This window comes from Streptomyces sp. NPDC058619 (genome assembly GCF_042717785.1).
Taxonomy (GTDB): Bacteria; Actinomycetota; Actinomycetes; order Streptomycetales; family Streptomycetaceae; genus Streptomyces.
This window is the reverse complement of record NZ_JBHXQN010000004.1, coordinates 188,936-214,890: the sequence shown is the minus strand read 5'-3', so window position 1 is coordinate 214,890 and position 25,955 is coordinate 188,936. Positions and strand designations below refer to the sequence as shown.

Sequence of the window (25,955 nt, the reverse complement as noted above, 5' to 3'; positions counted from 1 at the left end):
CCCATGAAGGTCCCCGCCCCCGGCCTCCCGGCCCGGGTGCGCATCCACGAGGTGGGTGCCCGCGACGGCCTGCAGAACGAGAAGGCGGCCGTACCCACCGCCGTCAAGGCGGAGTTCGTCCACCGCCTCGCCGCGGCCGGCCTGACCACCATCGAGGCCACCAGCTTCGTGCACCCCAGGTGGGTGCCCCAGCTCGCCGACGCCGAGGAGCTCTTCCCGCTCCTGGCGGACGTGGACGCGGCGCTCCCCGTCCTGGTCCCCAACGAGCGCGGGCTGGACCGCGCGCTCGCCCTCGGGGCCACCCGCATCGCGGTGTTCGGCTCGGCCACCGAGACCTTCGCGTCCCGCAACCTCAACCGCACGGTCGCCGAGTCCCTCGCCATGTTCGAGCCCGTCGTGGCCCGGGCCCGTCAGGACGGCGCCCACGTCCGCGGCTACCTCTCGATGTGCTTCGGCGACCCGTGGGAGGGGCCGGTCCCGCTCCCCCAGGTCGTCTCCGTCGCCAAGGCCCTCCTGGACCTCGGCTGCGACGAGCTGAGCCTCGGCGACACCATCGGCGTCGCGACCCCGGGCCACGTCCAGGCGCTGCTGGAGGGCCTGAACGACGCGGGCGTCGCCACCGACCGGATCGGCGTGCACTTCCACGACACCTACGGCCAGGCCCTGTCCAACACCCTCGCCGCGCTCCGGCACGGCGTGACCACCGTCGACGCGTCCGCCGGAGGCCTCGGCGGATGCCCGTACGCGAAGAGCGCCACCGGGAACCTCGCCACCGAGGACCTGGTGTGGATGCTCGACGGCCTCGGCATCGAAACCGGGGTCGATCTGGCCGCCCTCACCGCCACGAGCGTGTGGATGGCCGAACAGCTGGGCCGGCCCAGCCCCTCCCGCACCGTCCGCGCCCTCTCCCACAAGGAGTAGCCACACCATGCCCCTCGACCACCGGCTCACCCCCGAGCACGAGGAACTCCGCCGCACCGTCGAAGAGTTCGCGCACGACGTCGTCGCGCCGAAGATCGGCGACCTGTACGAACGGCACGAGTTCCCGTACGAGATCGTCCGCGAGATGGGCCGCATGGGCCTGTTCGGCCTGCCCTTCCCGGAGGAGTACGGCGGCATGGGCGGCGACTACCTCGCCCTCGGCATCGCCTTGGAGGAGCTCGCCCGCGTCGACTCCTCCGTCGCCATCACCCTGGAGGCCGGGGTCTCGCTCGGCGCCATGCCCCTCTACCTCTTCGGCTCCGAGGAGCAGAAGACCCAGTGGCTGCCGAAGCTGTGCTCCGGCGAGGTCCTGGGCGCCTTCGGGCTGACCGAGCCGGGGGCGGGCAGCGACGCCGGCGGCACCCGCACCACGGCGGTGCGCGACGGCGACGAGTGGGTGATCAACGGCTCCAAGTGCTTCATCACCAACTCCGGTACGGACATCACGGGCCTGGTCACCGTGACGGCCGTGACCGGCCGTACGGCGGACGGCCGCCCCGAGATCTCCTCGATCATCGTCCCGTCCGGCACCCCGGGCTTCACGGTCGCCGCCCCGTACTCCAAGGTCGGCTGGAACTCCTCGGACACCCGTGAGCTGTCCTTCGCCGACGTACGGGTGCCCCTGGCCAACCTGGTCGGCGCGGAGGGCCGCGGCTACGCGCAGTTCCTGCGGATCCTCGACGAGGGCCGCATCGCCATCTCCGCCCTGGCGACGGGCCTCGCCCAGGGCTGCGTGGACGAGTCGGTGAAGTACGCCAGGGAGCGGCACGCGTTCGGCAAGGCCATCGGCGACAACCAGGCCATCCAGTTCAAGCTCGCGGACATGGAGATGCGCGCCCACATGGCCCGCGTCGGCTGGCGCGACGCGGCCTCCCGGCTGGTGGCGGGCGAGCCGTTCAAGAAGGAGGCGGCCATCGCGAAGCTGTACTCCTCGACGGTGGCCGTGGACAACGCCCGCGAGGCCACCCAGATCCACGGCGGCTACGGGTTCATGAACGAGTACCCGGTGGCCCGCATGTGGCGCGACTCCAAGATCCTGGAGATCGGCGAGGGCACCAGCGAGGTCCAGCGCATGCTGATCGCCCGCGAGCTGGGCTTCTCCGCCTGACCGCGCCCCGATCCGCCCTCTCCCCCGATCCGCGTGCGGACCGGGGGAGAGCCGTTTCCGGGACCCTCGGCCCGCCGTTTCCAGGGCCCTCGACCGTCCGTTTCCGGGGCCCTCGACCGGTCGTCTCCGCGATCCTCGACCGGTCGCGGCCGGGCCTTCGCGCCCGCCAGGAGGTCCGCCGGGAGGCCCGCCCCCCTTCACCTAGTCCAGCAAAGGTTAGGCTAACCTTCCCTCCAAACGGCCAGCGGCCGCCCTGACGCACGAAAGCGGACATCGACATGCCCAAGTCGCGGACCTCCCCCCTCACCCGTCGCGGCTTCATCGCCGCCGGTGGCGCCCTCGGCCTCGTCGCGGCGCTCGCCGCGTGCGGCGGCAACGACTCGGCGAAGGGCGGCGGCGGCAAGGACAAGGGCGCGACCGCCTCGGGCCCCTGGACGTTCAAGGACGACCTCGGGGTGGACGTGAGCACCAAGTCCACGCCGAAGAGCATCGTCGCCTTCACCGGCACCGCCGCCGCGCTCCACGACTACGGCGTCCCGGTCAAGGGCGTCTTCGGCCCGACCAAGACCGCCGACGGCAAGCCGGACGTCCAGGCCGGCTCGCTGGACATATCCCAGGTCGAGATCCTCGGGAACGTCTACGACCAGTTCAACGTCGAGAAGTACGCCTCCCTCCAGCCCGACCTCCTCGTCACCAACACCTGGGACGGCAGCTACTGGTACGTCCCGGAGGCCTCCAAGGACAAGATCATGAAGCTGGCCCCGGCCGCCGCGATCAGCGTCGGCAAGGACGCCACCATGGACAAGGCCCTCCAGCGCACCGCCGACCTCGCCAAGTCCCTCGGCGCGGACATGGAGGCCGGGAAGACGGTCGACGCGAAGGCCCGCTTCGAGGCCGCCGCCGAGAAGGTCCGCCAGGCCACCAAGGCCAACCCGGGCATCAAGGTGCTGGCCGGTTCCGGCTACCCGCAGGTCTTCTACGCCTCCACCCCGAAGACCTCCGCCGACCTGAGCTACTTCCAGCAGCTCGGCGTCGAGTTCATCGTCCCGGACAAGCTGGACGAGGGCGACTTCTTCGAGAGCCTCAGCTGGGAGAACGCCGGCAAGTACAAGGCCGACGTCATCCTGCTCGACAACCGCAGCAGCGCCCTGCAGCCCGAGACCCTGGGCAAGGAGAAGCCCACCTGGGCCGAGCTCCCCGCGGTCAAGGCCGGCCAGGTCGCCCCCCGCGTGACCGAGCCGATCTACTCGTACGACAAGTGCGCCCAGATCCTGGAGGACCTCGCGAAGTCCATCCAGAGCGCCAAGAAGGTCAGCTGACCTCCCCTCCGTTCGGGCCGGCGTCCCGGCAGGCGCCGACGCGTTCCTCCTGTACGAGGCCGTCGGCGCCCGCCGGGCTCAGCTCCAGGGCACGCCCGGCGCCCGGTGGAAGTTCACCTCCTGCGCGTCCAGCCGGGGCCCCTGCGCCGCGAGCCGCCGCCGGTAGTCGTCCCAGCCGAGCGACCCGGCCTGCGACCACCCCAGCTCGGCCAGCCCGAGCACCCGCGGGAACGCCATGTACTCCCAGTCCGCCCGGGTCGCGATGGTCTCCGTCCAGAGCGGGGCCTCCACCCCCAGCACCGCGGACTCCGGCACCCCGGCCAGGTAGGCGCCCGGGTTCCAGGAGTACGCCCGCTCGACCGGCACGTGGCCGGCCCACGCCAGGCCGGGCTTCGTCGCCGCGTCGTACTTCATGTCCAGGTACAGCCGGTCCGCCGGCGACAGGATCACCGGGTGGCCCGCCTTCGCGGCCGCCACCACCCCCGCCTTCTCCGCCGCCGGCGTCTTGTCGTGGCCCCAGTACTGGAGGACCGCCCCCTCGGCGGGCCGGGCCGCCGCCAGCTGGTGCCAGGCGACCACCGTCTTGCCGTGCTTGGCGACCACCGCCTGGGCCCGGTCCATGAAGGCCGCGTAGTCCGCCGCCGGCGTCGTGTGCGCCTCGTCGCCGCCGATGTGCAGGTAGCGCCCGGGCGTCAGCTCCGCCAGCTCGCCGAGCACCTCGTCGACGAACTCGTACGTCCGCTCCCGGGCCACGCACAGCGAGCTGAAGCCGACCTTGATCCCGGTGTACCGCTCGGGGGCCTTGCCGTCGCAGTTCAGCTCCGGGTACGAGGACAGTGCCGCGTTCACGTGCCCCGGCATGTCGATCTCCGGGACCACGTCCACATACCGCTCCCCCGCGTACGCCACCAGCTCGCGGTACTCCTCCTTGGTCCAGTACCCGCCGGGCCCGCCGCCGACCTCGCTGCCGCCGCCGTGCTCCGCGAGCCGCGGCCAGGAGTCGACCGCCAGGCGCCACCCCTGGTCGTCGGTCAGGTGCACGTGCAGGGTGTTGACCTTGTACTGGGCGAGCTGGTCGACGTACCGCTTCACCTGCTCCACCGTGAAGAAGTGCCGGGCGATGTCGATCATGGCCCCTCGGTACGCGAACCTCGGCCGGTCCTCGACCGTCCCGCCCGGCACCGTGCCGGGCCCGGCCGCCGGGACCAGTTGCCGCAGCGTCTGCCCCGCGTGGAAGAGCCCGGCGGGGGTCCGCGCGGTGAGGGTGATCCCCTCGGGGGCGGATTCCAGGCGGTAGCCCTCGTCCCCCACCCCCTCCGCCTCCTCGTCGAGCCGGAGCCGGATGCCGTCCCCGGCCGCCCCGTCGACCACGGGCAGCGGCAGCCCGCTCGGGCCGCGCAGTTGCTCCGCCAGGAGCTCGCCGAGCTGCCGGACCTCCTCGTCGGGGGCCGGTCCGGTACGGATCACCGTGCCGGCCCCGAAGGCGTACCCGGGACCTTGGGCGCGGGCGGAGGCGGGCGCCGGCAACAGCCGTTCGAAGGGGGCGAGGACGACGGGGGGATCGTCGCCGGGCCGGGCGTCGTCACCGCGGGCGGCGGTGCAGGAGACCGCGGCGCCGAACGTGCCGAGGACGAGGAGGGTGCCGAGCGTGCGTCGCAGGACTCTCATGCAGCCAGGTATAGGCCAAGTGGGCCGCGCCGGCCGGTACAGGAATCCCCGGAGGGCGGAAATCATCCAGAAGGACCGCACGGCGAAGTCGCCGTCCCACTGCGCGCGGCGAACACCCGGCAGTCCGTTTTGCGGCGTTTCTGGCCGGATCCATCCATTCCGCTGGTACAGACCAGAGGGATCCTGCCCGATTCCGGGCAGGATTTTTGCATTCACTTTCACGAGACGCCACTATCTACGAGTGCTCGATCGCCGTCCGTCGCACGACGACCTCGTCGACCACCTGGTGCGCAGCACCGCGCTCCAGCGCGGCGAGGCCGCCCGGGTGGTACTCGACGTACTCGCGTACTTCGACGAGACGACCGAGGAGTTCGTCCGCCGCCGCCACCGGGAACTGCAGTCCGGCGGAGCGGTGAACGCGGAGATCTTCGAGCGGATCGCGACGGAACTGCCGTACCGCGCCGTGGCGCCGCCGGAGCTCTCGCTCCGGCAACTGCGCCGCATCGTCTACGGCTGAGCACGGACACCGGACTTCAGGAGGGGCAACACCGTATGTGCGGAATCGTGGGATACATCGGCAAGCGTGACGTGGCACCGCTGCTGCTGGAGGGTCTGCAGCGGCTGGAATACCGCGGATACGACTCGGCGGGCATCGTGGTCAACAGCCCGAAGGCCAGCACCCTGAAGGTCGTCAAGGCCAAGGGCCGGGTCCGCGAGCTGGAGTCCCGCGTGCCCAAGCGCTTCGCCGGCACCACCGGCATCGCCCACACCCGCTGGGCCACGCACGGCGCCCCGAGCGACATCAACTCCCACCCGCACCTGGACCCGGAGAACAAGGTCGCCGTCGTCCACAACGGCATCGTCGACAACGCCTCCGAGCTGCGCGCGAAGCTGGAGGGCGAGGGCGTGGTCTTCGTCTCGGAGACCGACACCGAGGTCATCGTCCACCTGGTCGCCCGCTCGCAGGCGGACTCCCTGGAGGAGAAGGTCCGCGAGGCGCTGAAGGTCATCGAGGGCACCTACGGCATCGCCGTCATGCACTCCGACTTCGCCGACCGGATCGTCGTCGCCCGCAACGGCTCCCCGGTCGTCCTCGGCATCGGCGAGAAGGAGATGTTCGTCGCGTCGGACGTAGCCGCGCTGGTCGCCCACACCCGCCAGGTCGTCACCCTCGGCGACGGCGAGATGGCCACCCTGAAGGCCGACGACTTCCGCACCTACACGACGACCGGCACGACCACGACCGCCACCCCGGAGACCGTGGAGTGGGAGGCCGCCTCGTACGACATGGGCGGCCACGACACGTACATGCACAAGGAGATCTCCGAGCAGCCCGATGCGGTCGACCGCGTGCTGCGCGGCCGGATCGACGACCGCTTCTCCACCGTCCACCTCGGCGGCTTGAACCTGGACCCGCGCGAGGCGCGCGGCATCCGCCGGGTCAAGATCCTGGGCTGCGGCACCTCCTACCACGCCGGCATGATCGGCGCCGGTCTGATCGAGGGCATGGCCCGGATCCCCGCGGACGCCGAGCCGGCCTCCGAGTTCCGCTACCGCAACCCGGTCGTGGACCCCGACACCCTCTACATCGCGGTCTCGCAGTCCGGTGAGACGTACGACGTCCTCGCGGCCGTGCAGGAGCTCAAGCGCAAGGGCGCCCGCGTCCTCGGCGTGGTCAACGTCGTCGGTTCCGCGATCGCCCGCGAGGCGGACGGCGGCGTGTACGTGCACGCCGGCCCCGAGGTCTGCGTCGTCTCCACCAAGTGCTTCACCAACACGGTGGTGGCCTTCGCGCTGCTCGCCGTGCACCTGGGCCGCATCCGCGACCTGTCGGTCACCGACGGCAAGCGGATCATCGAGGGCCTGCGCAAGCTGCCCGCGCAGATCCAGGAGGTCCTCGAGGGCGAGGAGGAGATCAAGAAGCTGGCGGCCGAGTACGCCGAGGCCAAGTCGATGATGTTCATCGGCCGGGTGCGCGGCTACCCCGTGGCCCTGGAGGCCTCGCTGAAGCTCAAGGAGATCTCCTACATCCACGCCGAGGCCTACCCGGCCTCCGAGCTCAAGCACGGGCCGCTCGCGCTCATCGAGCCGGCGATGCCGACCGTCGCGATCGTCCCCGACGACGACCTGCTGGACAAGAACCGCGCGGCGCTGGAGGAGATCAAGGCCCGCAGCGGCCGGATCCTGGCGGTCGCCCACCGCGAGCAGGAGAAGGCCGACCACACGATCCTCGTGCCCAAGAACGAGGACGAGCTGGACCCGATCCTGATGGGCATCCCGCTCCAACTGCTCGCCTACCACACCGCCCTGGCCCTGGGCCGGGACATCGACAAGCCGCGCAACCTGGCGAAGTCCGTCACCGTCGAGTAGCCACCGCACCGGCCGGGCGGGGCGCGCGAGCGCGCCGATCAGGCCGGGCGGGCACGACGCAGGGAACGGCCCCCGGGACACCCCGGGGGCCGTTCCGCGTTCCGGGCCGTCGCGCCCGCCCGGCCGGTGCCGCTCCGCTCAGCTCGCGGCGACCGCGCTCCGGTTCGCGGCCCTGCCCCGGCCGACCGCCATCGGCCAGTGCGCCAGGGCCGCGGTGGCCCCGTACCAGGCCAGCAGCCCGGCGACCGCCGCCACCCAGCCGGCGGCCTTGCCCAGCACGCCGATGTCCGCGAAAGCGCCGATCGCCAGGAGCAGCAGCGAGAGGGTGAACAGGCCGTACACGCCCTGCCCGAACAGCCCGCTCGCGGCGCCCACGGTGAGGGTGATGCCCAGCAGCACGAACAGGAGCAGGAACGTTCCGGCCGCGTCCGCCGAAACCTTCCCGTCCGCTCCCGCGGCCCAGGTGAACCAGAAGGCTCCGAGGCCCGCGAACGCCGTACCGTTGAAGCCGTCGCCGCCGCGGAACTCGAGGATTCCGAGGACGAACAGGGCGAGACCGCCGACGTACGTCGCGAGCGACACGGAGCCGGCGGCGGTCACACCGTCGATGACGCCGGTGTGACCGATGCCGAATGCCAGAAGGGTGAGACCCAGGGCGATGTGCCCGAGGGTCGAAGTCGAGGCCGTGCTTCCCGCAGAGACACCGTTGTCCACGGCGGGCTCCCTTCGATCTGCAGTTGTTTGCTGCGTCCCAGCGGCATTTATCTACCCTTTACATGGACGCACAACCACACAAGCGCCGTACAACCGGTTACGGAATGACAACGACCGGTCGCTGTGCGCGCTTGGCCAGCCGGCCCGCCACCGATCCGAAGATCCGGCCGACGATCCCGTGCGTGGAGCCGACCACGATGGCGTCGGCCGAATACTCCCGGCCGACCTCCTCCAGCTCATGGCAGATGTCCCCACCGCGCTCGACCAGGATCCATGGCACTTCCGCCAGGTAGTCCGCGCAGGCGAGCTCCAGCCCGAGCACCTCGGTGCGGTGGTCGGGTACGTCCACGAAGACGGGCGGCTCGCAGCCGGCCCACACGGTGGTGGGCAGCCGGTTGGCCACGTGGACGATGATCAGGCCGGATCCGGAACGTCTCGCCATGCCGATGGCGTAAGCGAGCGCGCGTTCACTGGACGTGGAGCCGTCGAATCCCACGACGACCCCGTGCCGGAAGGCCGGATCACAGGGAAGGCGCGTCTGTTCCACCGCGCGCACATCGGCGGCCGACGCGGGGTCGGCGAGGCGTTTGCGCTTGCGGTCCGCGGGTTCGGAGAATTCGTGACCGGCCATGGGTGTCTCGGCGAGGAGGTCCTTGGAGGAAGCGACAGGGGGAAAGTGGCGACACTGTGTGACGGAGCTCTGTCCGGGAAGCATCTTCCCAAGCCCATACCCACCAGGGTACGGCGACACCCTGATCCTGCACAGGGCTTGCCGCCCCTGGAGAGCGTCCCAGGGAGCATGCCGGAGCGAGCGCTCCTTGGCAATGACCGCTGTCCCCTACAGCCAGTGACGAGTTGGGGCGGAGCCACCCGTGCGACGCAGTGACCGAGGCCCGTCGCGACGCGTTGGACATGCGTCCGACCGTCCAGGAAGAGCCCGCAGGGAGTACGCCGTGCCCGGCCATCCGGTTCACCCCGTCCAGCCCGCCCGGCGGACGCAGTCCGCCCCGTTCGCCGACACGACCCCACCTTCCGCCCCCGCCCCGCGATCCCCCCTCCACCCGTCCGCGCACCGCCCCGGACACCCCCACGACGACCCCGCGGGCGACGTCGTGCGCTGGGCCGCCTTCAGCTGCCTGCTCGTCCCGGTGGTGCTCGTCGTCTACGGGACCTCTTACGGCGGGGCCGCCGCCGCGACCCTCGGGCTGCTCGTCGTCACGGCCGCGTGCCGGGCGATGCTGCGCTACTCGGAGAAGGCGGACCGGGCCGCGGCGCGGGTCCTGGCGGAGGCGCGCACGCCGTCCGTCCACCGCGGCCGGCACTCCCGCTCCGGGACGGGAAGCCACCGCGGCTGCCACGGTTCCGACACGGTGCCCCCGCAGGACTGACTCATTCGTACATCCACACCCGCATGTTTTAAGCCAACTTCCCCGCAGGGTCCCCCCCTTGCCGGAATGTCCCCCCGTTCCCCCTACCACCAGCGACGACGGAGCCCGGGGGGCGCCGTGACCGTACGGGTACTGGCCATGGCCGGACAGCGCGCTTCCCACCCGGGTAGCGGAGTGGAACGCTTCCTGATCGAATGCTTTTCGCCAAGTTGCCAAGTCGACATAGCGCTGCGTGCTGAACTTGTCACGCCGACACCACGGGACGCAGTAGATTCGATCATGTATTTACGGCGGGGGATCCACGTGCAAGGCCGAGGGGAAACGTGCAGGTGCGACCAGACCAAGGAGTCGCGACACCCAAGGGGGGCTTAGCGCCATGAGCCAGGATTCCACCGCCGTCGTCGCAGACGCCGGCCGGAAGCTCGCGGGGCGTCGCCGCAGGGAGATCGTCGCGGTGCTGCTCTTCAGCGGCGGACCGATCTTCGAGAGCTCCATTCCACTTTCCGTGTTCGGCATCGACCGGCAGGACGCGGGAGTTCCACGCTACCGACTGCTCGTGTGCGCCGGTGAGGACGGTCCGCTCAGGACCACCGGCGGACTCGAACTGACCGCGCCATACGGGTTGGAGGCGATCGCCCGGGCAGGCACGGTCGTCGTGCCCGCCTGGCGTTCCATCACCTCACCGCCGCCGCCCGAGGCGCTCGACGCGCTGCGTCTGGCGCACGAGGAGGGGGCCCGGATCGTCGGACTGTGCACGGGGGCCTTCGTGCTCGCCGCCGCCGGTCTGCTGGACGGCCGGCCCGCGACGACGCACTGGATGTACGCGCCGACGCTGGCCAAGCGGTACCCGTCCGTGCACGTCGATCCGCGCGAACTGTTCGTCGACGACGGCGACGTGCTCACGTCCGCGGGCACGGCGGCCGGAATCGACCTCTGCCTGCACATCGTGCGCACGGACCACGGCAGCGAGGCGGCCGGGGCCCTGGCCCGCAGGCTCGTCGTGCCGCCGCGCCGGACGGGCGGCCAGGAACGCTACCTCGACCGGTCGCTGCCGGAGGAGATCGGCGCCGACCCGCTGGCCGAGGTCGTCGCCTGGGCGCTGGAGCACCTCCACGAGCAGTTCGACGTGGAAACCCTGGCGGCCCGGGCCTACATGAGCCGGCGCACGTTCGACCGGCGCTTCCGCTCGCTGACCGGCAGCGCGCCGCTGCAGTGGCTGATCACCCAGCGGGTGCTCCAGGCACAGCGGCTGCTGGAGACGTCCGACTACTCGGTCGACGAGGTCGCCGGGCGCTGCGGGTTCCGCTCGCCGGTCGCCCTGCGCGGTCACTTCCGGCGGCAGCTGGGGTCCTCCCCGGCCGCCTACCGCTCCGCCTACCGGGCACGCCGCCCGCAGGCGGAGGTGGCGCAGGTCTCCGACATCTCGGGGGGACCCCTGCCGCACCAGCGCACTCCGCAGCCCCAGCGGGCGGCGGCGGCCCTGGCCGCCGCGGGCCCGACGGTGACGGAGCTGTACGCCCCGGGCCGCGTCCTGCGGGAACACGCGTAACCCCCACCACGGGTACGTGAGGCGAAGGTCCTCCGTCGGTCACTGCCGACGGGGGACCTTCCGCTTGTGCGGTTCCGGCCCGGAGGGACCGCATAAGGTGGGACACATGAACGATCGCATGGTGTGGATCGACTGCGAGATGACCGGGCTCTCGTTGACGGACGACGCACTTATCGAGGTGGCCGCACTGGTCACCGACTCGGAGCTCAACGTGCTCGGCGACGGCGTGGACATCGTGATCCGCCCGCCGGACGCCGCACTGGAGACCATGCCCGACGTGGTGCGCGCGATGCACACCTCCTCCGGACTGCTCGACGAGCTGGCCGGCGGGACCACCCTCGCGGATGCCGAGGCGCAGGTCCTGGCCTACGTACGGGAACACGTGAAGGAGCCGCGCAAGGCGCCCCTCTGCGGGAACTCGGTCGGCACGGACCGCGGTTTCCTGCTGCGCGACATGGCCGCGCTGGAGGGCTACATGCACTACCGGATCGTGGACGTGTCCTCGGTCAAGGAGCTGGCGCGCCGCTGGTACCCCAGGGCCTACTTCAACAGTCCGCCGAAGAACGGCAACCACCGGGCGCTCGCGGACATCAAGGACTCGATCGCCGAGCTGCGCTACTACCGCGAGGCGGTCTTCGTGCCGCAGCCCGGGCCGGACTCGGACACGGCGAAGTCCATCGCCGCCAAGCACGTCGTGCCGGGGCTGTAGGGCCGCACCGGCGGGGCCCACCGGAGGCGGGCGCGGGAAAAGGGTGGAGCGAGCACCCTCCCGGACCCTGTACGCTTTTCTTCGGCCGGTCGGTTATCCGACCGGACATGGTGGGTGTAGCTCAGTTGGTAGAGCACCTGGTTGTGGTCCAGGTGGCCGCGGGTTCAAGTCCCGTCACTCACCCTGTGGGAAGGCCCCGGTACGCGAAAGCGGACCGGGGCCTTCCGCGTGCCCGGTCCGGGGTCCGTGCCCGGTCCGGGGTCCGTGCCCGGTCCGGGGTCCGTGCCCGGTACCGCGTCAGGATGACTCCCGGACGACGAGGCTGTTCGGCAGCACGACCGCGGTCACGCCCGGGCCGTCCCCGTCCGTCGCGCCCGGTTCCCCCGTGGGCCGCGGCCTCCCCGCGATGCGGTCCAGCAGCAGCCGCGTCATGGTCCGGCCCATCTCCTCGATCGGCTGCCGGACGCTGGTCAGCGGCGGGTCCATGTGGCGGGCCACCACCGAGTCGTCGAAGCCGACCAGCGCCACGTCCTGCGGGATCCGGCGGCCGGCGGCGCGCAGCTCGAACCGGGCCCCCGCCGCCATGACGTCGGAGGCGGCGAAGACGGCGTCGAGGGCGGGCCTGCGGTCCAGGAGCTCGCGCATGGCCCGGCGGCCGCCGTCCTCGGTGAAGTCGCCGACCGAGACCAGTTCCGCGTCGACGGGGTGTCCGGCGGCCGCCAGGGCCTGCCGGTAGCCGTCCAGGCGGCACTGGGCCCCGTACACGTCCAGCGGGCCGGTGATCGTGGCGATCGCGCGGCGGCCCCGCCCGAGGAGGTGGCGTACGGCCTCGGCGGCGCCCGCGAGGTTGTCGGAGTCCACGCTCGGCAGCGTCTCGTCGGCCGAGCGGCGGCCGCTGATCACGGTGGGGATGCCCAGCTCGGCCAGCAGCTCGGGCAGCGGGTCGCCGGCGTGGACGGAGACGAGCAGCACCCCGTCGACGCGGTGGCCGGAAAGGTACTGCGCCAGGCGGCGCCGCTCGCGATCGCTGCCGGCCAGGGTGAGCACGAGCTGCACGTCGGTCTCTGCGAGGGCGGCGCCGACCCCGCGGACCACGTCGGAGAAGTACGGCTCGGCGAAGAAGCGGGCCTCGGGCTCGGGGATCACGAGGGCGATGGCGTCGGTGCGGTTGGCCGCGAGGGCCCGGGCCGCGCGGTTGGGTACGTACGCCAGCTCGGCCACGGCCGCCTCCACGGCGGCCCTGGTGTGCTCGCTGACCTTGGAGGATCCGTTGATCACCCGGGAGACCGTGCCGCGCCCGACTCCGGCGCGCGCCGCGACCTCCTCCAGGGTCGGCCGTCCCCCACTGCGCCCGTGCCCGTTCATGGCTTCCTCCCGGTTGTGAATCTACCCCTTGACGACTGTGGGAGCGCTCCCACACTGTGTCACACGACACCCGGCACGTTTCGTCCTTCAGGGAGGATGCACATGGGAGCCCACACCCGAGCCCGAAGAACCCTTTGCACGGCAGGCACCGCGTTGGGGGCGGCGGCCCTGCTGCTCGCGGGGTGTGCGCAGGACCCGGCCGAGAAGCCCGAGCCGGGAGCCCCGGCCGACGGCAAGACGAAGACGACACTGACCGTCGGGGTCTTCGGGGCCTTCGGGCTCCAGGAGGCCGGTCTCTACGACGAGTACACGGCGCAGAACCCCGGCATCCGCATCGAGCAGACCTCCATCGAGCGGAACGAGAACTACTACCCGCAGCTCCTCACCCACCTGGGCACCGGGAGCGGGCTCGCCGACATCCAGGCCGTCGAGGTCAACAACATCGCCGAGATCACCGCCACCCAGGCGGACAAGCTGGTGGACCTGGGCAAGGCGGCGGGCGTGGACAAGTCCGCGTACCTGCCGTGGAAGTGGGCCCAGGGCACGGCGAAGGGCGGGTCGACGGTCGCCCTCGGGACGGACATCGGCCCGCAGGGCATCTGCTACCGCAAGGACCTCTTCGCGGCGGCCGGGCTGCCCACCGACCGGGCGGCGGTCGGGGCGCTGTGGGCGGGCGACTGGAACAAGTACCTGGAGGCGGGCAAGGCCTACAAGGCGAAGGCCGGCGAGGGCAAGGCGTTCGTCGACTCGGCGTCGGGCGTGATGGCGGCGGTGACGGGAAGCAGCGCGCAGCGGTACTACGACGAGCAGGGCAAGGTCGTCTACAAGACCAACCCGGCGGTGCGCGGCGCGTTCGACCTCGCTGCCTCCTTCGCGACCGAGGGGCTCAGCGCCAAGCTCCAGCAGTTCACCCCGTCCTGGGACCAGGGCTTCTCCAACGGCAACTTCGCGACGGTCTCCTGCCCGGCCTGGATGCTCGGCTACATCCAGGACAAGGCCGGTCCGGCCGGGAAGGACAAGTGGGACGTGGCGCCGGCGCCGAAACCGAGCAACTGGGGCGGCTCCTTCCTCGTGGTGCCCAAGGCGGGCAAGCACGCCGAGGAGGCGGCGAAGCTCGCGGCCTGGCTGACGGCTCCCGCGCAGCAGGCGAAGCTGTTCGAGAAGCGGGGCAGTTTCCCGAGCGCGAGCGCCGCGTACAAGCTCCCGGTGGTGTCGGGCGCGCAGCACGCGTACTTCGGGGGCGCCCCGATCGGCGAGATCTTCGCGCGGGCGGCGGAGGGCGTGCCGGTGACGGTGATCGGTCCGAAGGACCTGGTGATCGCGCAGAACCTGGCGGACATCGGGATGCTCCAGGTCGACCAGAAGGGCCGCAGCCCGCAGGAAGGCTGGGAGGCCGCGGTGAAGGCGATCGACAACGCCCTGGAGCAGTGAGGCTGCGGTGACGGACGATACGGCTGTCCTGTCCCCCTCCCCCTCCGCCGCCGGCGCGAAGTCGCCGGCGGCGGAGGGGGGCCGCCGGGGGCAGGTGTGGCGCTCGCGGTGCTACCGGTGGGACCTGCGGTGGAGCCCGTACGCCTTCGTGGCCCCCTTCTTCCTGTTCTTCGCCGCCTTCGGGCTGTTCCCGCTGCTGTACACGGGCTGGGCGGCGCTGCACCAGGTGGAGCTGACCGATCCGGACGCCATGACGTGGGTGGGGCTGCGCAACTTCACCCGGCTGTGGGGCGACGAGTTCTTCTGGAACGCCCTGCGCAACACGCTCACCATCGGGCTGCTGTCCACGGTGCCGCAGCTGGCGATCGCGCTCGGCCTGGCCCACCTGCTGAACTACAAGCTGCGGGGGTCGGCCTTCTTCCGGGTCGCGGTGCTCACCCCGTACGCGACCTCGGTGGCGGCCGCCACCCTCGTCTTCGTGCTGCTCTTCGGGCGGGACTACGGGATGGTCAACTGGGCGCTGTCGGTGGTCGGCTTCGAGGCGGTGGACTGGCAGAACGACACCCTCGCCTCCCAGCTGGCGGTCTCCACCATCGTGATCTGGCGGTGGACCGGCTACAACGCGCTGATCTATCTGGCGGCCATGCAGGCCGTACCGGGCGAGCTGTACGAGTCGGCCGCCCTGGACGGGGCCTCGCGCTGGCAGCAGTTCGTCCACGTGACCGTGCCCTCGCTGCGGCCGACGATCCTCTTCACCTGCGTGGTGTCGACGATCGGGGCGACCCAGTTGTTCGGGGAGCCGCTGCTGTTCAACGGCGGGGCGGGCGCCACGGGCGGCTCGGACCACCAGTTCCAGACGCTCGGGCTGTACCTCTACGAGCAGGGCTGGGTGAACCTGCACCTCGGCCGGGCCTCGGCGATCGCGTGGGCGATGTTCCTGATCCTGCTGCTGATCGCGGGCGCGGCGCGGCTGCTGCGCGGACGGGGGGACTCCCGATGAGGGCACTGCGCGCGGGCCGGCTCACGTACGTGGTGCTCGTCCTGTTCACCGCCGGGTCGCTCTTCCCGCTGGTGTGGACGGCGATCGCGGCCTCGCGGAGCAATACGCGCCTGGCCCAGACACCGCCGCCGTTCTGGTTCGGCGGGAACCTGTGGCGCAACCTCCAGGTCGCGTGGACGGACGCCCACATGGGCACGGCCCTGCTGAACACGGTGGTCGTGGCGGGCACGGTCGCCGCCGGCACGGTGGCGTTCTCGACGCTGGCCGGTTTCGCCTTCGCCAAACTGCGCTTCCGCGGCCGCAGTCTGCTGATGACGCTGGTGGTCGGGACGATGCTGATCCCGCCGCAGCTGAGCGTGGTCCCGCTGTACATGCTGATCGCTGAGCTGTCGTGGACGGACCGGCTCCAGGCGGTGATCCTGCCGACGCTGGTCTCCGCCTTCGGGGTGTTCTTCATGCGCCAGTACCTGTTGCAGGCGCTGCCCACCGAGCTGATCGAGGCGGCGCGGACGGACGGGGCGAGTTCGCTGCGGGTCGTGTGGCACGTGGTGTTCCCGGCGGCCCGCCCCGCGATGGCGGTCCTGGGGATGCTGACGTTCGTGATGGCGTGGAACGACTTCTTCTGGCCGATCGTCGCGCTGACCCAGAGCGGCAGCCCGACGGTGCAGGTGGCCCTGACCGGGCTGGGCCGGGGCTACATCCCGGACCAGTCGGTGATCATGGCGGGCGCGCTGCTGGGCACGCTCCCGCTGCTGCTGGTGTTCCTGGTCTTCGGCCGACAGATCGTCGGCGGCATCATGCAAGGGGCGGTGAAGGGATGACGGACACGGATGCCGGACCTCGGTTCCCGGAGGGCTTCCTCTGGGGCGCGGCCACGGCGGCCTTCCAGATCGAGGGCGGCGCGGCACTGCGCGGGCCGTCCATCTGGGACACGTTCTGCCGTACGCCTGGCAAGGTGTACGGCGGCCACACCGGCGAGGTGGCGGTGGACCACCTGCGGCTGTGGCGGGAGGACGTCCGGCTGATGGCCGGGCTGGGGCTGGGGGCGTACCGGTTCTCGGTGTCCTGGCCGCGGGTGCTCTCCGGTGGGATCGGCTTCTACGACGCGCTGGTCGACGAGCTGCTCTCGTACGGGATCCGGCCCTGCCTGACCCTGTACCACTGGGACCTGCCGCAGGAACTCGAAGCCGCGGGCGGCTGGCCGGAGCGGGAGACGGCCTACGCCTTCGCCGCGTACGCCGCACAGGTCGCGGAGGCGCTGGGCGACCGGGTGGAGCTGTGGACCACCCTCAACGAGCCGTGGTGCAGCGCCTTCCTCGGCTACGCCTCCGGGGTCCACGCCCCCGGCCGCACCTCCCCCGCCGACTCGCTGCGCGCCGCGCACCACCTCAACCTGGCGCACGGCCTGGCCGCGGCCGTCCTGCCGTCCACGGCGCGGGTCGGCATCGCGCTGAACCTGAGCGCGGTGCGGCCGCTGACCGGTTCGGTGGCCGACCTGGACGCACAGCGCCGGATCGACGCCCTGGCCAACCGGATCTTCACGGAGCCGCTGCTGCACGGCGCGTACCCGCAGGACCTGCTGGAGGACACCGCCTCCGTGACGGACTGGTCCTTCGTGCGCTCCGGCGACGAGGCGCTGATCCACCAGCCGTTGGGCTTCCTCGGCGTGAACTACTACACCCCGGCGGTGGTCTCGTCGGCCCCGGGCCGCGTGGGGCCGCGCGCCGACGGCCACGGGGCCACGGCCCACTCCCCCTGGCCGGCCGCGGACGACGTCGCCTTCCACCAGCCTCCGGGCGAACGGACCGACATGGACTGGTCGATCGACCCGACCGGCCTGTACGACCTGCTGCTGCGCTTCGCCGGCGAAGCGCCGGGCCTGCCGCTCATGGTCACCGAGAACGGGGCGGCCTACGCCCCGGAACTGCACGACCCGGCGCGCATCGGCTACCTGGAGGCCCATCTCGCCGCGGTCCACCGCGCCCTGGAGGACGGCGCCCCGGTGGAGGGCTACTTCCTCTGGTCGCTGCTGGACAACTTCGAGTGGTCCTACGGCTACAGCAAGCGGTTCGGCATCGTCCACGTCGACTACGACACCCAGGTCCGCACCCCCCGCTCCAGCGCCCGCTGGTACGCCCGGCTGGCCCGGACGGGAGCCTTGTGACCTCCGGCGCCTTGCCGGCGGCCGTATAGGACCGGCCGGCGAGGCCGGGGCGGTCAGCACCGCGGGGCCGGCCTCCGCGAGGTCGGCCCCGCGGACCGGATCACAGGAGGCCCCGGGGTACGGCGGCGCCCGGGGCGGCCGGATGCGAGCGACCGGGACCAGCCGCGGGCGTTGCCCGCGAAGGAGCCGGGACGCAGCAGGGTGGTGCGCGCAGGCGCCGCCGTCAGGGCCCCGCGGGCAGCGATGCCGTGGCAGCCGGTGACAAGGATCGACATGACCGCTTCCCTTTCCATAGGATGAACATGTGGCACAGATTCTGCGTGACGCACTTCCTGCGTCACGCAGATAAATTTGGAGCATGGAGAAGCCGATGTCAACGGAAGTCCCCCGCACGGGTGAGGCATGGAGCCGCGCCGAGCTGCTCGCGCGCATCGTCACCGAGAGCCAGCGGCACTACGCCGACTACTCGCTCTTCAGCCAGGCGATGGCCGACCACGTCGGCCTGCACCCCACCGACCTCCAGTGCGTCGCGCTCCTCGACATGGAGCCGGGTCCGGTCAGCACCGGCGACATCGCCCGCCTCACCGGCCTGACCTCGGGCTCCGCCACCCGCCTCGTCGACCGCATGGTCAAGGCGGGCATCGTCGAGCGGCACGCCGACCCGAACGACCGCCGGCGCTCACTCGTCTCCCTCGCGCCCGAGGCCCGCGAACGCATCGGCGCGGCCTGGGACGTCCCCGGCCGCGCCTTCGGCGCTGTACTGGAGGGCTACTCCGACGCCGAACTCAGCGTCATCGCCGACTACCTGCACCGCGCCGCGGAGGTCGGCCGCGCCCAGGCCGTGCGCCTGAACGCGGGCGACACCGACTGACGGTCCGGACGCCCCGGCCCTGACACCCCGGCCCCACCGCCCCGGACGCCCGGACGCCCCGGCCCCGACGCCCCGGCCCCGACGCCCCGGGCCGGCCCCGGACGCCCGCCGCCCCCGTGACGTCAGGTGCCGCGCCGCTTGCGCCGGCCGCGCCGGACCCGCGGGCCGCCCGGGCCGCCCCGGGTCCGCCCGTCCAGCGCGATCCACACCCGGATCTCGGTCCCGCCGAGCACCGAGCGCCCCAGCCGCACGTCGCCCCCGGTCGACTCCGCGACCCGGCGCACGATGTCGAGGCCGAGCCCCGTCGAGCCGTCGCGGCCGCCGTCGTTGCCGCGGCGCAGCGCGGCGTCCGGGTCGGCGATGCCGGGTCCCGCGTCCGAGACGAGCACGATGACTGCGTCCGGGGTGTCGTGGACGTCCACCGCGAAGGGGGTGCCCTCGGGGGTGTGCCGGAAGACGTTGCCGAGCATGGCGTCGAGGGCGGCGGCCAGTTCGGGCCGCGCGACGGGAATCCGTACCGTACGGTCCACCCCCGCCAGCCGCACCTCGCGGCCCTCGTCCTCCGCCAGCGCCGACCAGAAGGCCATCCGGTCGCGGATCACCTCCGAGGCGTCGCACCCGGCGCCCGCGCCCGGCCCGGCCGGGCCGGTGGCCGGGCGCTGTTCGCGGGCCGTACGGATGATGGTGTCGACCTCCCGCTCCAGCTGCTCCACGGCCGCCCGGGTCTGCTCGGCGGCCGGACCGTCGCCGAGCGAGGCCGTGTTGAGCCGCAGCACCGTCAGCGGCGTCCGCAGCCGGTGCGAGAGGTCGGCGGCCAGCTCCCGCTCGTTGGCGAGGAGTTGCACCACCTGGTCCGCCATGGCGTTGAACGCGACGGCCGCCGAGCGGAGTTCCTTCGGCCCGTCCTCCGGGACCCGCGCCCCGAGCCGCCCCTCACCCAGCTGGTGCGCCGCGTCCGCGAGCCGCTCGGCGGGGCGGACCAGCCGGGCGCCGAGCCGGTCGGCGACGCCCACCGAGCCCACGATCAGGGCCAGTCCGACGCCCGCGAGGACCGCCCAGGCGGTGGTGACCCCGTTGCTGACCTCGCTCTCCGGCACGAGGATCTCCACCACCGCGATGTCCCCGGACCCGAGCGCGGTGGGCTGGAGCAGCGCCGATCCTCCGCCGGGCACCGACGCCGTCGTGGCCCGGCCCATGCGGCGGGTCTCGGCGACGACCCGCTCGCCCGCCCAGCCGTCGCCGATGTCCGCGGGCGGACTGTCGCCGATCGCGGGCAGGTGTACGGCCATCCGCCCGGCGGCGCCCATCTGCGTGGTCTCCACCGCCTTGCGCAGCTGCGCCGGGTCGGTGGTGATGGACAGGGTCGGCCCGATGGTGGCGGCCTGCCGTTCGGCGTTGGAGAACGCCCGGTCGCTGGCCATCTCCTGGACCACCAGCCCCAGCGGTACGGCGAAGGCCACGACCACCATGGCGGTGACCGCGAGGCACACCTTGACCAGCGCCCATCTCACCGGGGCGGCTCCAGCTTGACCCCCACGCCCCGCAGCGTGTGCAGGTACCGCGGGCGGGCCGCGGTCTCGCCGAGCTTGCGGCGCAGCCAGGACAGGTGCACGTCGATGGTCTGGTCGTCCCCGTACGACTGCTGCCAGACCTCGGCGAGCAGCTCCCGGCGGGCCACGACCACCCCGGGCCGCCCGGCGAGGAACGCCAGCAGGTCGAACTCGCGGCGGGTCAGGTCCAGTACGGCCCCGTCCAGCTCGGCCTGGCGGCGCAGCGGGTCGATGGCCAGGCCGCCGACGCGCAGCACCCGCGAGGGCGGTTCGGCGGCGGCCGCCTGCGAGCGGCGCAGTACGGCGGCCATCCGGGCGGAGAGGTGCTCCACGGAGAAGGGCTTGGTCAGGTAGTCGTCGGCGCCGTCGTTGAGCAGCCGGACGATCTCCGCCTCGTCGTCGCGCGCGGTCGCGATGATCACCGGGACGTCGGTGATGCCGCGCAGCATCTTCAGGGCCTCCGACCCGTCCAGGTCGGGCAGACCGAGGTCGAGGATGACCACGTCGAAGCGGTGGTGGGCGACCTCGCGCAGGGCCTCCAGGGCGGTGCCGACGCTGCGCACGGTGTGCGAGGCCTCGCTCAGGTGCCGGATGAGGGCGGAACGTACGAACTGGTCGTCCTCGACCACGAGCACACTTGCCATGGCCCGCACCGTAGTCCATTCGGGGGACCCCGGGAGGTGCCGGGCGCCTCTCGGGGCGGGTGGTGCAGTATGTGCTCGATGCTACGAGGACTTGTACATGCCATGGCGTGGACGCTGGCGACCGGGGCCGCGGTGACCCTGTCGTGGTGGGGCGTGCACACCGTCATGTCGGGTACGGCCTACGATCCGCCGCTCGCGGTGCCGCTGACCACGCAGCCGCTGTCCTCGTCCACGCACCGGGACCAGCCCGACCCGCCGTCCCCGCAGCCGTCGCCCTCCCCCACGCCCTCGCCGTCCCCCAGCGCGTCCGCGTCGGCCGCGCCGGGCGCCGCGGCGTCCTCTCCGGGCAAGCCGTCCCCGAAACCGCCGGGCGGCCGGCAGCCGCGGCAGACGGACGGAGAGGACGGCACGGTGAAGTCGTACACCGTCTCCGGCGGCCGGGTCGTCTTCGACCTCGGGCCCTCTTCGGCCGAACTGGTCTCCGCGACACCGGCGGCCGGCTGGCGCATGCAGGTGTGGAAGCAGGACCTGTGGATGCGGGTCACCTTCACCCGGGACGGCCGCGAGGTGTCGGTGTTCTGCACCTGGCACGACCATCCCCCACTGGTCGAGCTCGTCGACCCCTAGCGGGTGTCGTCAGGACGCCGCCCCGGCGGCCGGAAGGGTGCCCACCAGCACGAACTCGTTGTACGGGAAGACCTTCCCCATCGGTCGGCCGAAGGGGAACGAGTAGGTGCGCCGGACGGAGAGGCCGACCCGGTCCGCGTGGTGGCGCAGCTCCTCGAAGCCGACCCAGCGGACGTGGGTGGCATCGGTCCGGAAGCCGACCTCCTGCGGGGTGATCATGACGACCTTCCCGCCGGGCGCCACGAGCGGAAGGTACTGCTCCAGCAACGCCGAGGCGGTGTCCTCGTCGACGTGCTCCAGCACGTGCGCGATGAGCAGGCTGTCGAAGGAGCCCGCGCCACAGTCGGGGGCCGCCGCCAGCTCGTCGGGGGTGTAGGCGTTCAGGCCGCGCTCGCGGCAGGCCTGCACCGAGTGCGGGTTGTGGTCCACGCCGACGCTGTCCGGGCCCAGGTTGAGGAGGTTGCGCCCGAGGCCGCAGCCGACGTCGAGCACCCGCCCCAGCCGAAGCCTGCGCAGGTTCCACTGGTAGGGCACCTGGGTGGGCAGCAGACGCTTGATCCCCGACTGCTCCAGGCGGGCCAGCCGCTGCGTGTAGTCGGGGGTGGCGGTGCTGGGCGCGGATGCAGGCGAACCGGGCTCAGCGGGCAATTCAGACATCGGCGGCCGTCTCCTGACGGGTCGTAGAGGGGCACCCCTCCGAGGTTCCAAGGCTACGCGCGATCGGGCCTGAGTCGATATGCGGCGAACCGAGGCCGTCCAAGACGCTGCTTCCACGCCGGTGCGAGACGGAGCAGGACACAACGAACGACCGGCCGATTCTACTATCGGAACACCGAAGGCGGCGGCTCCGGCGAGGCTACCGCCGAGGCGTCCCGTACCGGAAGGGCTCCACCCGCGAAGTCAGCGAGGGCGCGCCCGTGCTCGACCCGCCCCGGGTGCGGATCGCTCGCCACCCGGCGGGTGAACTCCGCGACGGGCAGCTCCCGGTCACAGGCCACGAGCACGGCGTTGCCGAAGCGCTTCCCGCGCCACACCACGGGGTCGGCGGCCAGCGCCAGCCGCCCGAACCGGGACGCGGCCGTCGCGATCTGGCCCCGCAGGTGCGCAAGCGGCGGACCGTCCGCGAGGTTCGCCACGTACCACCCGCCGGGCGCCAGCGCGCGGCGCACCTCGTCCAGGAACTCGGCGCTCGTCAGGTGCGCCGGGGTGCGCGCACCGCTGAACACGTCTGCGATCACCAGGTCCGCCCAGCCGTCCGGCACCTTGGCCAGCCCCGCCCGCGCGTCCGCCGAGCGGACCCGGATCCGCGCCTGCGGGTCCAGCGGCAGGTGTTCCCGCACGAAGGCCGTCAGGGCCGCGTCGATCTCCACGACCTGCTGGCCGGAGCGGGGGCGGGAGGCGGCCGTGTAGCGGGCGAGCGTGAAGGCGCCGCCGCCCAGGTGCACCACGTTCAGCGGCTGCCGGGCCGGCGCGCAGAGGTCGACCAGGTGGCCGATCCGCCGCTGGTAGGAGAAGTCCAGGTACCCGGGGTCGCCGAGGTCCACGTGGGACTGCGGGGCCCCGTCGATCAGCAGGGTCCAGCCGTCCGCGCGCTCCCGGTCGGGCTCCAGCCGGGCCAGGCCGCCGTCGACCTGCCCGACGACCGCCTCGCCGCCGCCGCGTCCGCGCTGCCTGCCCTTGCCCTTTTCCTTGCCTGCCACCCCGCCATTGTGACGGGGCGGCGGACGGGCCCGGTCAGCGGCAGTTGTCCGCGGCCTCGATCAGCCGGGCCGCCTCGCCGAGCGCCGCGCGCAGCACCGCGGGATCGGTCACCGGGCCGACGGCCTCCGGGGGGAGCAGCCAGCCCGTGCCGCCCGCGGTGGGCGAGGCGGCCTCGCCGAAGCGCATCCCCCGGCCGTTGGTCTGCGTGCACGCGCTGCCCGGCAGGTCCCAGGCGTCGGCGGTGCCGGGCGGGACGAGGAAGCCGAGGGTGTCGCCCGACCCGTCGTGCAGGACCGGCCCGACGCCGTCGGCCCGGCAGGCGGCCCGGCGGATGATGTCCACCGCCTCCAGCCCCTGCCGGGTCGGCACGGTGACCAGGTCCGGCTCACCGCCCGGACCGGCACCGGGCCCGGGCGCGGTGTGCGTTCCAGTGCTCTCCATGCCGGCCTCCACCAAGGGAACCCCTCCTCGATCCGCGTACGAGCCGGGAGCGGGGAGTCGCCTCCCACTCCGCACGGGTTCAACGCACGGGAACGTCAACGGGTGCGGCGCCAAGACGCCGCAAAGGATGGCAGTTCATGGCGGATCACGGGTGAGATATCCGTTTTGTAGCCAAACACCGTGTGAACACCTCGTCACTGACGGTACGTTCATGCGCGCCGGGCCACCCCCACCACAGGCGGGGCGGGCACGGCGCTGCGTCCCTCGCCAGAGAGGCCACGTCCATGGCGGCGTCCCCCCACTCCCCCAACTCCACGTTCCGGCGGCTGCGCGGACAGCGCTCCCCGGCCGAGTTCGCGGCCCTGGTGCGCCGGGCGGCGAAGGAGATCGGAGAAACGGTTTCCTGCGACGCCCGCTACATCGGCAGGGTCGAGTCCGGCGAGATCCGCTGTCCCAACTACGCGTACGAGCGGGTCTTCCTCCACATGTTCCCCGGCCGCACCCTGGCCGACCTCGGTTTCCCGCCGCGCGAGGCCGTCCGGGGGCGCGCAGCGCACCGCGACCCCTTCTCCGCGAACGCCGCCACCCCCGTCCCCGCCCACCACCGTCCCGGTCCCAGTCCCAAGGAGAGCGACGTGCTGCGTCGCGCGTTCATGGCGGGAGGCTCCGCGACCGTGGCGGCCGCCACCCTCGGTCTCACCGGCGACACCCGCCGCGTCCCCGCCCGCGCGGGCGAGTCCGAGGCCGCCGCCGTCGAGGACGCCGTACGGCAGATCCGGTTGCTGGACGACCGGCACGGCGCGGACGCCCTGTACCGCAGGGCCGCCGAACCCCTGCGCACCGCGTACGCGCTGCTCGACGCGGGGGCCGCCCGGCAGTCCACCGAGGACCGGTTGCACGCGGGCGCGGGCGAGCTGGCCGTCTCGGTCGGCTGGCTGGCCCACGACTCCGGCCGCTTCGACGACGCCCGCTCGCACTACGCGGAGGCCCTGGCGACGGCCCGGGTCTCGGGGGACGCGGGCCTGGAGGCGCACGCGTTCAGCAACATGGCGTTCCTGGCGCGGGACTGCGGCCGCTCCCGCGAGTCCGTACGGGCGGCCCAGGCTGGCCGGCGCGCGGCCCGCTCCCTGGGCTCCCCGCGGCTGCTGTCGCTGCTCGCGCTGCGCGAGGCGGGGGGCTGGGCGGGGCTGGCCGACCGCAAGGCCTGCGAGGAGGCGCTGGCCCGCGCCCACACGGAGTTCTCCCGGGGCGAGGGGGACACGGACCCCGAGTGGATGTCCTTCTTCGGCGAGGCCGAGCTGGAGTTCCTGGAGGCCCGCTGCTGGGCGGCGCTCGGGGAGTACGCCCGCGCGGCCCGGCACGCCCGCCGGGCCGCCGACCTCCAGGACCCGCACTTCGCCCGGAACGTGGCCCTCTACACCGCCGAGCTGGCCGGCGACCTGGCCCGCGCGGGCGCCCCGGACGAGGCCGCCTGGGCGGGCGGCCGGGTGCTGGACCTGCTCGCCGAGGTGCAGTCGACGCGGATCCGGTCGATGCTCTCCGGGACCGCCCGGGCCCTGGTCCCGCACCAGCGCTCCCCGCGCGTCGGCGCGTTCCTGACCCGGCACGCGGCGGTCTGAGTCCGGTGGCCGCGGGGGAACCGCGTCAGCCGTCCAGGTGCCCGGTGTCGTTCCAGCGCTCCAGCGCGGGGGCCCCGTACGCCCACCCGAGGACGGACAGCGAGGTGGGCTCCAGGCGGATGCGGGCGCCGAAGGAGGCCTCGAAGCCGAGCCAGCGGGCGGCGAGGGTGCGCAGGACGTGCCCGTGCGCGAAGACCAGGACGTCGCGCTCCGCGGAGCGCGCCCAGGCGACCACCTCGTCGGCGCGGGCGGCGACGTCGGCCACCGATTCGCCGCCCGGCACCCCGTCGCGCCAGATCAGCCAGCCGGGGCGGACCGCCTGGATCTCGGCCGGGGTCATGCCCTCGTAGTCGCCGTAGTCCCACTCCATGAGCGCGTCCCACGGCTCGGCCCGGACGCCGAAGCCCGCGAGGTCGCAGCTCTCGCTCGCGCGCACGAGCGGGCTGGTGCGGACCTCCAGGCCGTGCAGGCCCGCCCACGGGTCCCGGGCCAGCCGCTCGCCGAGCAGCTTCGCTCCGCGCCTGCCCTCCTCCAGCAGGGGCACGTCCGTGCGTCCGGTGTGCTTGCCGAGCTGGGACCACGCCGTCTGGCCGTGGCGGGCCAGCAGGATGCGGGGGGCCATGTGATTTCTCCCGATATCTGAGAGTTCGCGCGTTTTACGGTGCTTCTGTCGCCCGACCATCATCCATCACTCGAACAGCAGGTCGCCCACCCCGTCCGCCCCACGGGCCACCCG

At 72.7% G+C, this 25,955-nt stretch carries 25 protein-coding genes and 1 tRNA gene; 16 read left to right on the top strand and 10 right to left on the bottom strand.

Annotated elements, in window-relative coordinates:
• The first annotated feature begins 3 nt into the window (after nt 1-3).
• From ACFWTC_RS06770 to ACFWTC_RS06760, 3 genes are all read left to right on the top strand, one after another.
• The gene (locus ACFWTC_RS06770) at nt 4-921 is read left to right on the top strand and encodes a hydroxymethylglutaryl-CoA lyase (RefSeq protein ID WP_384028007.1); all 918 of its coding nucleotides are present in this window, start codon (nt 4-6) and stop codon (nt 919-921) included.
• Between the two features lie 7 nt (nt 922-928).
• A complete protein-coding gene (locus ACFWTC_RS06765) occupies nt 929-2,089 on the top strand; it encodes an acyl-CoA dehydrogenase family protein (protein WP_383917124.1) in 1,161 nt (386 codons plus the stop codon).
• Between the two features lie 278 nt (nt 2,090-2,367).
• Nucleotides 2,368-3,408 carry an ABC transporter substrate-binding protein gene (locus ACFWTC_RS06760; protein ID WP_384027978.1) on the top strand — a complete coding sequence of 347 codons (1,041 nt, stop codon included), beginning with the start codon at nt 2,368-2,370 and terminating at the stop codon, nt 3,406-3,408.
• Nucleotides 3,409-3,486: 78 nt separating this feature from the next.
• Here ACFWTC_RS06760 and ACFWTC_RS06755 read toward each other — a convergent pair whose 3' ends face one another.
• Nucleotides 3,487-5,076, bottom strand: coding sequence for a beta-N-acetylhexosaminidase (locus ACFWTC_RS06755; RefSeq protein ID WP_383917118.1), 1,590 nt, complete (start codon nt 5,074-5,076; stop codon nt 3,487-3,489).
• 241 nt (nt 5,077-5,317) lie between these two features.
• Between ACFWTC_RS06755 and ACFWTC_RS06750 the strand changes: the two genes are divergently transcribed.
• Together ACFWTC_RS06750 and glmS are read left to right on the top strand one after the other, a co-directional pair.
• Nucleotides 5,318-5,593, top strand: a complete 276-nt coding sequence (locus ACFWTC_RS06750; RefSeq protein WP_383917114.1) for a hypothetical protein — start codon at nt 5,318-5,320, stop codon at nt 5,591-5,593.
• A 35-nt stretch (nt 5,594-5,628) separates the two neighbouring features.
• Complete coding sequence (glmS, locus tag ACFWTC_RS06745) at nt 5,629-7,446, top strand: glutamine--fructose-6-phosphate transaminase (isomerizing) (RefSeq protein WP_384027979.1); 1,818 nt, start codon at nt 5,629-5,631, stop codon at nt 7,444-7,446.
• A gap of 138 nt (nt 7,447-7,584) precedes the next feature.
• Here glmS and ACFWTC_RS06740 read toward each other — a convergent pair whose 3' ends face one another.
• Nucleotides 7,585-8,160 (bottom strand): GPR1/FUN34/YaaH family transporter, encoded by a 576-nt coding sequence (locus tag ACFWTC_RS06740; RefSeq protein WP_383917108.1) that lies wholly within the window; start codon nt 8,158-8,160, stop codon nt 7,585-7,587.
• A 97-nt stretch (nt 8,161-8,257) separates the two neighbouring features.
• Nucleotides 8,258-8,791, bottom strand: coding sequence for a universal stress protein (locus tag ACFWTC_RS06735; RefSeq protein ID WP_383917105.1), 534 nt, complete (start codon nt 8,789-8,791; stop codon nt 8,258-8,260).
• 322 nt (nt 8,792-9,113) lie between these two features.
• Here ACFWTC_RS06735 and ACFWTC_RS06730 point away from each other — a divergent pair, with 322 nt between their 5' ends.
• The 4 genes from ACFWTC_RS06730 (at nt 9,114) to ACFWTC_RS06715 (ending at nt 11,989) form a co-directional block, all read left to right on the top strand.
• Complete coding sequence (locus ACFWTC_RS06730; protein WP_383917103.1) at nt 9,114-9,548, top strand: hypothetical protein; 435 nt, start codon at nt 9,114-9,116, stop codon at nt 9,546-9,548.
• Nucleotides 9,549-9,924: 376 nt separating this feature from the next.
• Nucleotides 9,925-11,097, top strand: a complete 1,173-nt coding sequence (locus ACFWTC_RS06725) for a helix-turn-helix domain-containing protein (protein WP_383917100.1) — start codon at nt 9,925-9,927, stop codon at nt 11,095-11,097.
• A gap of 106 nt (nt 11,098-11,203) precedes the next feature.
• Nucleotides 11,204-11,806, top strand: coding sequence for an oligoribonuclease (gene orn / locus ACFWTC_RS06720; protein WP_383917097.1), 603 nt, complete (start codon nt 11,204-11,206; stop codon nt 11,804-11,806).
• A 110-nt stretch (nt 11,807-11,916) separates the two neighbouring features.
• Nucleotides 11,917-11,989 (top strand) — tRNA-His (locus ACFWTC_RS06715).
• Nucleotides 11,990-12,103: 114 nt separating this feature from the next.
• Here ACFWTC_RS06715 and ACFWTC_RS06710 read toward each other — a convergent pair.
• Nucleotides 12,104-13,171 (bottom strand): LacI family DNA-binding transcriptional regulator, encoded by a 1,068-nt coding sequence (locus tag ACFWTC_RS06710; protein WP_383917094.1) that lies wholly within the window; start codon nt 13,169-13,171, stop codon nt 12,104-12,106.
• Between the two features lie 102 nt (nt 13,172-13,273).
• On the opposite strand from ACFWTC_RS06710, the gene ACFWTC_RS06705 reads away from it, so the two are divergent.
• The 5 genes from ACFWTC_RS06705 to ACFWTC_RS06685 all read left to right on the top strand — a co-directional run bounded on the left by ACFWTC_RS06705 (nt 13,274) and on the right by ACFWTC_RS06685 (nt 18,637).
• Nucleotides 13,274-14,602, top strand: a complete 1,329-nt coding sequence (locus ACFWTC_RS06705) for an ABC transporter substrate-binding protein (RefSeq protein WP_383917092.1) — start codon at nt 13,274-13,276, stop codon at nt 14,600-14,602.
• A gap of 7 nt (nt 14,603-14,609) precedes the next feature.
• Entirely contained in the window at nt 14,610-15,602 is a 993-nt protein-coding gene (locus ACFWTC_RS06700) for a carbohydrate ABC transporter permease (RefSeq protein ID WP_384027980.1), read from the top strand.
• The gene (locus ACFWTC_RS06695; protein ID WP_383920458.1) at nt 15,599-16,423 is read left to right on the top strand and encodes a carbohydrate ABC transporter permease; all 825 of its coding nucleotides are present in this window, start codon (nt 15,599-15,601) and stop codon (nt 16,421-16,423) included. The genes ACFWTC_RS06700 and ACFWTC_RS06695 overlap by 4 nt, the downstream gene beginning before the upstream one ends.
• Nucleotides 16,420-17,766 carry a GH1 family beta-glucosidase gene (locus ACFWTC_RS06690; RefSeq protein WP_384027981.1) on the top strand — a complete coding sequence of 449 codons (1,347 nt, stop codon included), beginning with the start codon at nt 16,420-16,422 and terminating at the stop codon, nt 17,764-17,766. Before ACFWTC_RS06695 ends, ACFWTC_RS06690 begins: the two co-directional genes overlap by 4 nt.
• A 370-nt stretch (nt 17,767-18,136) precedes the next feature.
• Complete coding sequence (locus ACFWTC_RS06685) at nt 18,137-18,637, top strand: MarR family winged helix-turn-helix transcriptional regulator (RefSeq protein ID WP_383920464.1); 501 nt, start codon at nt 18,137-18,139, stop codon at nt 18,635-18,637.
• Between the two features lie 122 nt (nt 18,638-18,759).
• Here ACFWTC_RS06685 and ACFWTC_RS06680 read toward each other — a convergent pair whose 3' ends face one another.
• Together ACFWTC_RS06680 and ACFWTC_RS06675 are read right to left on the bottom strand one after the other, a co-directional pair.
• Nucleotides 18,760-20,148: a sensor histidine kinase gene (locus ACFWTC_RS06680; protein ID WP_383920467.1), complete on the bottom strand. Its 1,389-nt coding sequence runs from the start codon at nt 20,146-20,148 to the stop codon at nt 18,760-18,762.
• On the bottom strand, nt 20,145-20,831 hold the full coding sequence (locus ACFWTC_RS06675; RefSeq protein ID WP_383920469.1) for a response regulator transcription factor: 687 nt from the start codon (nt 20,829-20,831) through the stop codon (nt 20,145-20,147). Before ACFWTC_RS06675 ends, ACFWTC_RS06680 begins: the two co-directional genes overlap by 4 nt.
• Nucleotides 20,832-20,900: 69 nt before the next feature.
• On the opposite strand from ACFWTC_RS06675, the gene ACFWTC_RS06670 reads away from it, so the two are divergent.
• On the top strand, nt 20,901-21,458 hold the full coding sequence (locus tag ACFWTC_RS06670; protein ID WP_383920472.1) for a hypothetical protein: 558 nt from the start codon (nt 20,901-20,903) through the stop codon (nt 21,456-21,458).
• Nucleotides 21,459-21,467: 9 nt separating this feature from the next.
• Here ACFWTC_RS06670 and ACFWTC_RS06665 read toward each other — a convergent pair whose 3' ends face one another.
• The 3 genes from ACFWTC_RS06665 to ACFWTC_RS06655 all read right to left on the bottom strand — a co-directional run bounded on the left by ACFWTC_RS06665 (nt 21,468) and on the right by ACFWTC_RS06655 (nt 23,600).
• Complete coding sequence (locus ACFWTC_RS06665) at nt 21,468-22,115, bottom strand: class I SAM-dependent methyltransferase (RefSeq protein ID WP_383920475.1); 648 nt, start codon at nt 22,113-22,115, stop codon at nt 21,468-21,470.
• Between the two features lie 164 nt (nt 22,116-22,279).
• Nucleotides 22,280-23,158, bottom strand: coding sequence for a spermidine synthase (locus ACFWTC_RS06660; RefSeq protein WP_383920477.1), 879 nt, complete (start codon nt 23,156-23,158; stop codon nt 22,280-22,282).
• 34 nt (nt 23,159-23,192) lie between these two features.
• Nucleotides 23,193-23,600: a hypothetical protein gene (locus ACFWTC_RS06655; RefSeq protein WP_383920480.1), complete on the bottom strand. Its 408-nt coding sequence runs from the start codon at nt 23,598-23,600 to the stop codon at nt 23,193-23,195.
• 284 nt (nt 23,601-23,884) lie between these two features.
• Here ACFWTC_RS06655 and ACFWTC_RS06650 point away from each other — a divergent pair, with 284 nt between their 5' ends.
• A complete protein-coding gene (locus ACFWTC_RS06650) occupies nt 23,885-25,219 on the top strand; it encodes a tetratricopeptide repeat protein (protein ID WP_384027982.1) in 1,335 nt (444 codons plus the stop codon).
• Between the two features lie 25 nt (nt 25,220-25,244).
• On the opposite strand, the gene ACFWTC_RS06645 is transcribed toward ACFWTC_RS06650, so the two are convergent.
• A complete protein-coding gene (locus ACFWTC_RS06645; RefSeq protein ID WP_384027983.1) occupies nt 25,245-25,841 on the bottom strand; it encodes a histidine phosphatase family protein in 597 nt (198 codons plus the stop codon).
• Nucleotides 25,842-25,955: the final 114 nt, after the last annotated feature.

Excerpts from the sequence above, each read along its gene's own strand:
- ACFWTC_RS06770 (WP_384028007.1), top strand. The coding sequence starts at position 4 with ATGAAGGTCCCCGCCCCCGGCCTCCCGGCCCGGGTGCGCATCCACGAG.
- ACFWTC_RS06760 (WP_384027978.1), top strand. The coding sequence starts at position 2,368 with ATGCCCAAGTCGCGGACCTCCCCCCTCACCCGTCGCGGCTTCATCGCC.
- ACFWTC_RS06705 (WP_383917092.1), top strand. The coding sequence starts at position 13,274 with ATGGGAGCCCACACCCGAGCCCGAAGAACCCTTTGCACGGCAGGCACC.
- ACFWTC_RS06725 (WP_383917100.1), top strand. The coding sequence starts at position 9,925 with ATGAGCCAGGATTCCACCGCCGTCGTCGCAGACGCCGGCCGGAAGCTC.
- ACFWTC_RS06695 (WP_383920458.1), top strand. The coding sequence starts at position 15,599 with ATGAGGGCACTGCGCGCGGGCCGGCTCACGTACGTGGTGCTCGTCCTG.
- ACFWTC_RS06655 (WP_383920480.1), bottom strand. The coding sequence starts at position 23,600 with ATGGAGAGCACTGGAACGCACACCGCGCCCGGGCCCGGTGCCGGTCCG.
- orn (WP_383917097.1), top strand. The coding sequence starts at position 11,204 with ATGAACGATCGCATGGTGTGGATCGACTGCGAGATGACCGGGCTCTCG.
- ACFWTC_RS06735 (WP_383917105.1), bottom strand. The coding sequence starts at position 8,791 with ATGGCCGGTCACGAATTCTCCGAACCCGCGGACCGCAAGCGCAAACGC.
- glmS (WP_384027979.1), top strand. The coding sequence starts at position 5,629 with ATGTGCGGAATCGTGGGATACATCGGCAAGCGTGACGTGGCACCGCTG.
- ACFWTC_RS06710 (WP_383917094.1), bottom strand. The coding sequence starts at position 13,171 with ATGAACGGGCACGGGCGCAGTGGGGGACGGCCGACCCTGGAGGAGGTC.
- ACFWTC_RS06675 (WP_383920469.1), bottom strand. The coding sequence starts at position 20,831 with ATGGCAAGTGTGCTCGTGGTCGAGGACGACCAGTTCGTACGTTCCGCC.
- ACFWTC_RS06765 (WP_383917124.1), top strand. The coding sequence starts at position 929 with ATGCCCCTCGACCACCGGCTCACCCCCGAGCACGAGGAACTCCGCCGC.
- ACFWTC_RS06690 (WP_384027981.1), top strand. The coding sequence starts at position 16,420 with ATGACGGACACGGATGCCGGACCTCGGTTCCCGGAGGGCTTCCTCTGG.
- ACFWTC_RS06670 (WP_383920472.1), top strand. The coding sequence starts at position 20,901 with ATGTGCTCGATGCTACGAGGACTTGTACATGCCATGGCGTGGACGCTG.
- ACFWTC_RS06755 (WP_383917118.1), bottom strand. The coding sequence starts at position 5,076 with ATGAGAGTCCTGCGACGCACGCTCGGCACCCTCCTCGTCCTCGGCACG.
- ACFWTC_RS06685 (WP_383920464.1), top strand. The coding sequence starts at position 18,137 with ATGTCAACGGAAGTCCCCCGCACGGGTGAGGCATGGAGCCGCGCCGAG.
- ACFWTC_RS06665 (WP_383920475.1), bottom strand. The coding sequence starts at position 22,115 with ATGTCTGAATTGCCCGCTGAGCCCGGTTCGCCTGCATCCGCGCCCAGC.
- ACFWTC_RS06645 (WP_384027983.1), bottom strand. The coding sequence starts at position 25,841 with ATGGCCCCCCGCATCCTGCTGGCCCGCCACGGCCAGACGGCGTGGTCC.
- ACFWTC_RS06650 (WP_384027982.1), top strand. The coding sequence starts at position 23,885 with ATGGCGGCGTCCCCCCACTCCCCCAACTCCACGTTCCGGCGGCTGCGC.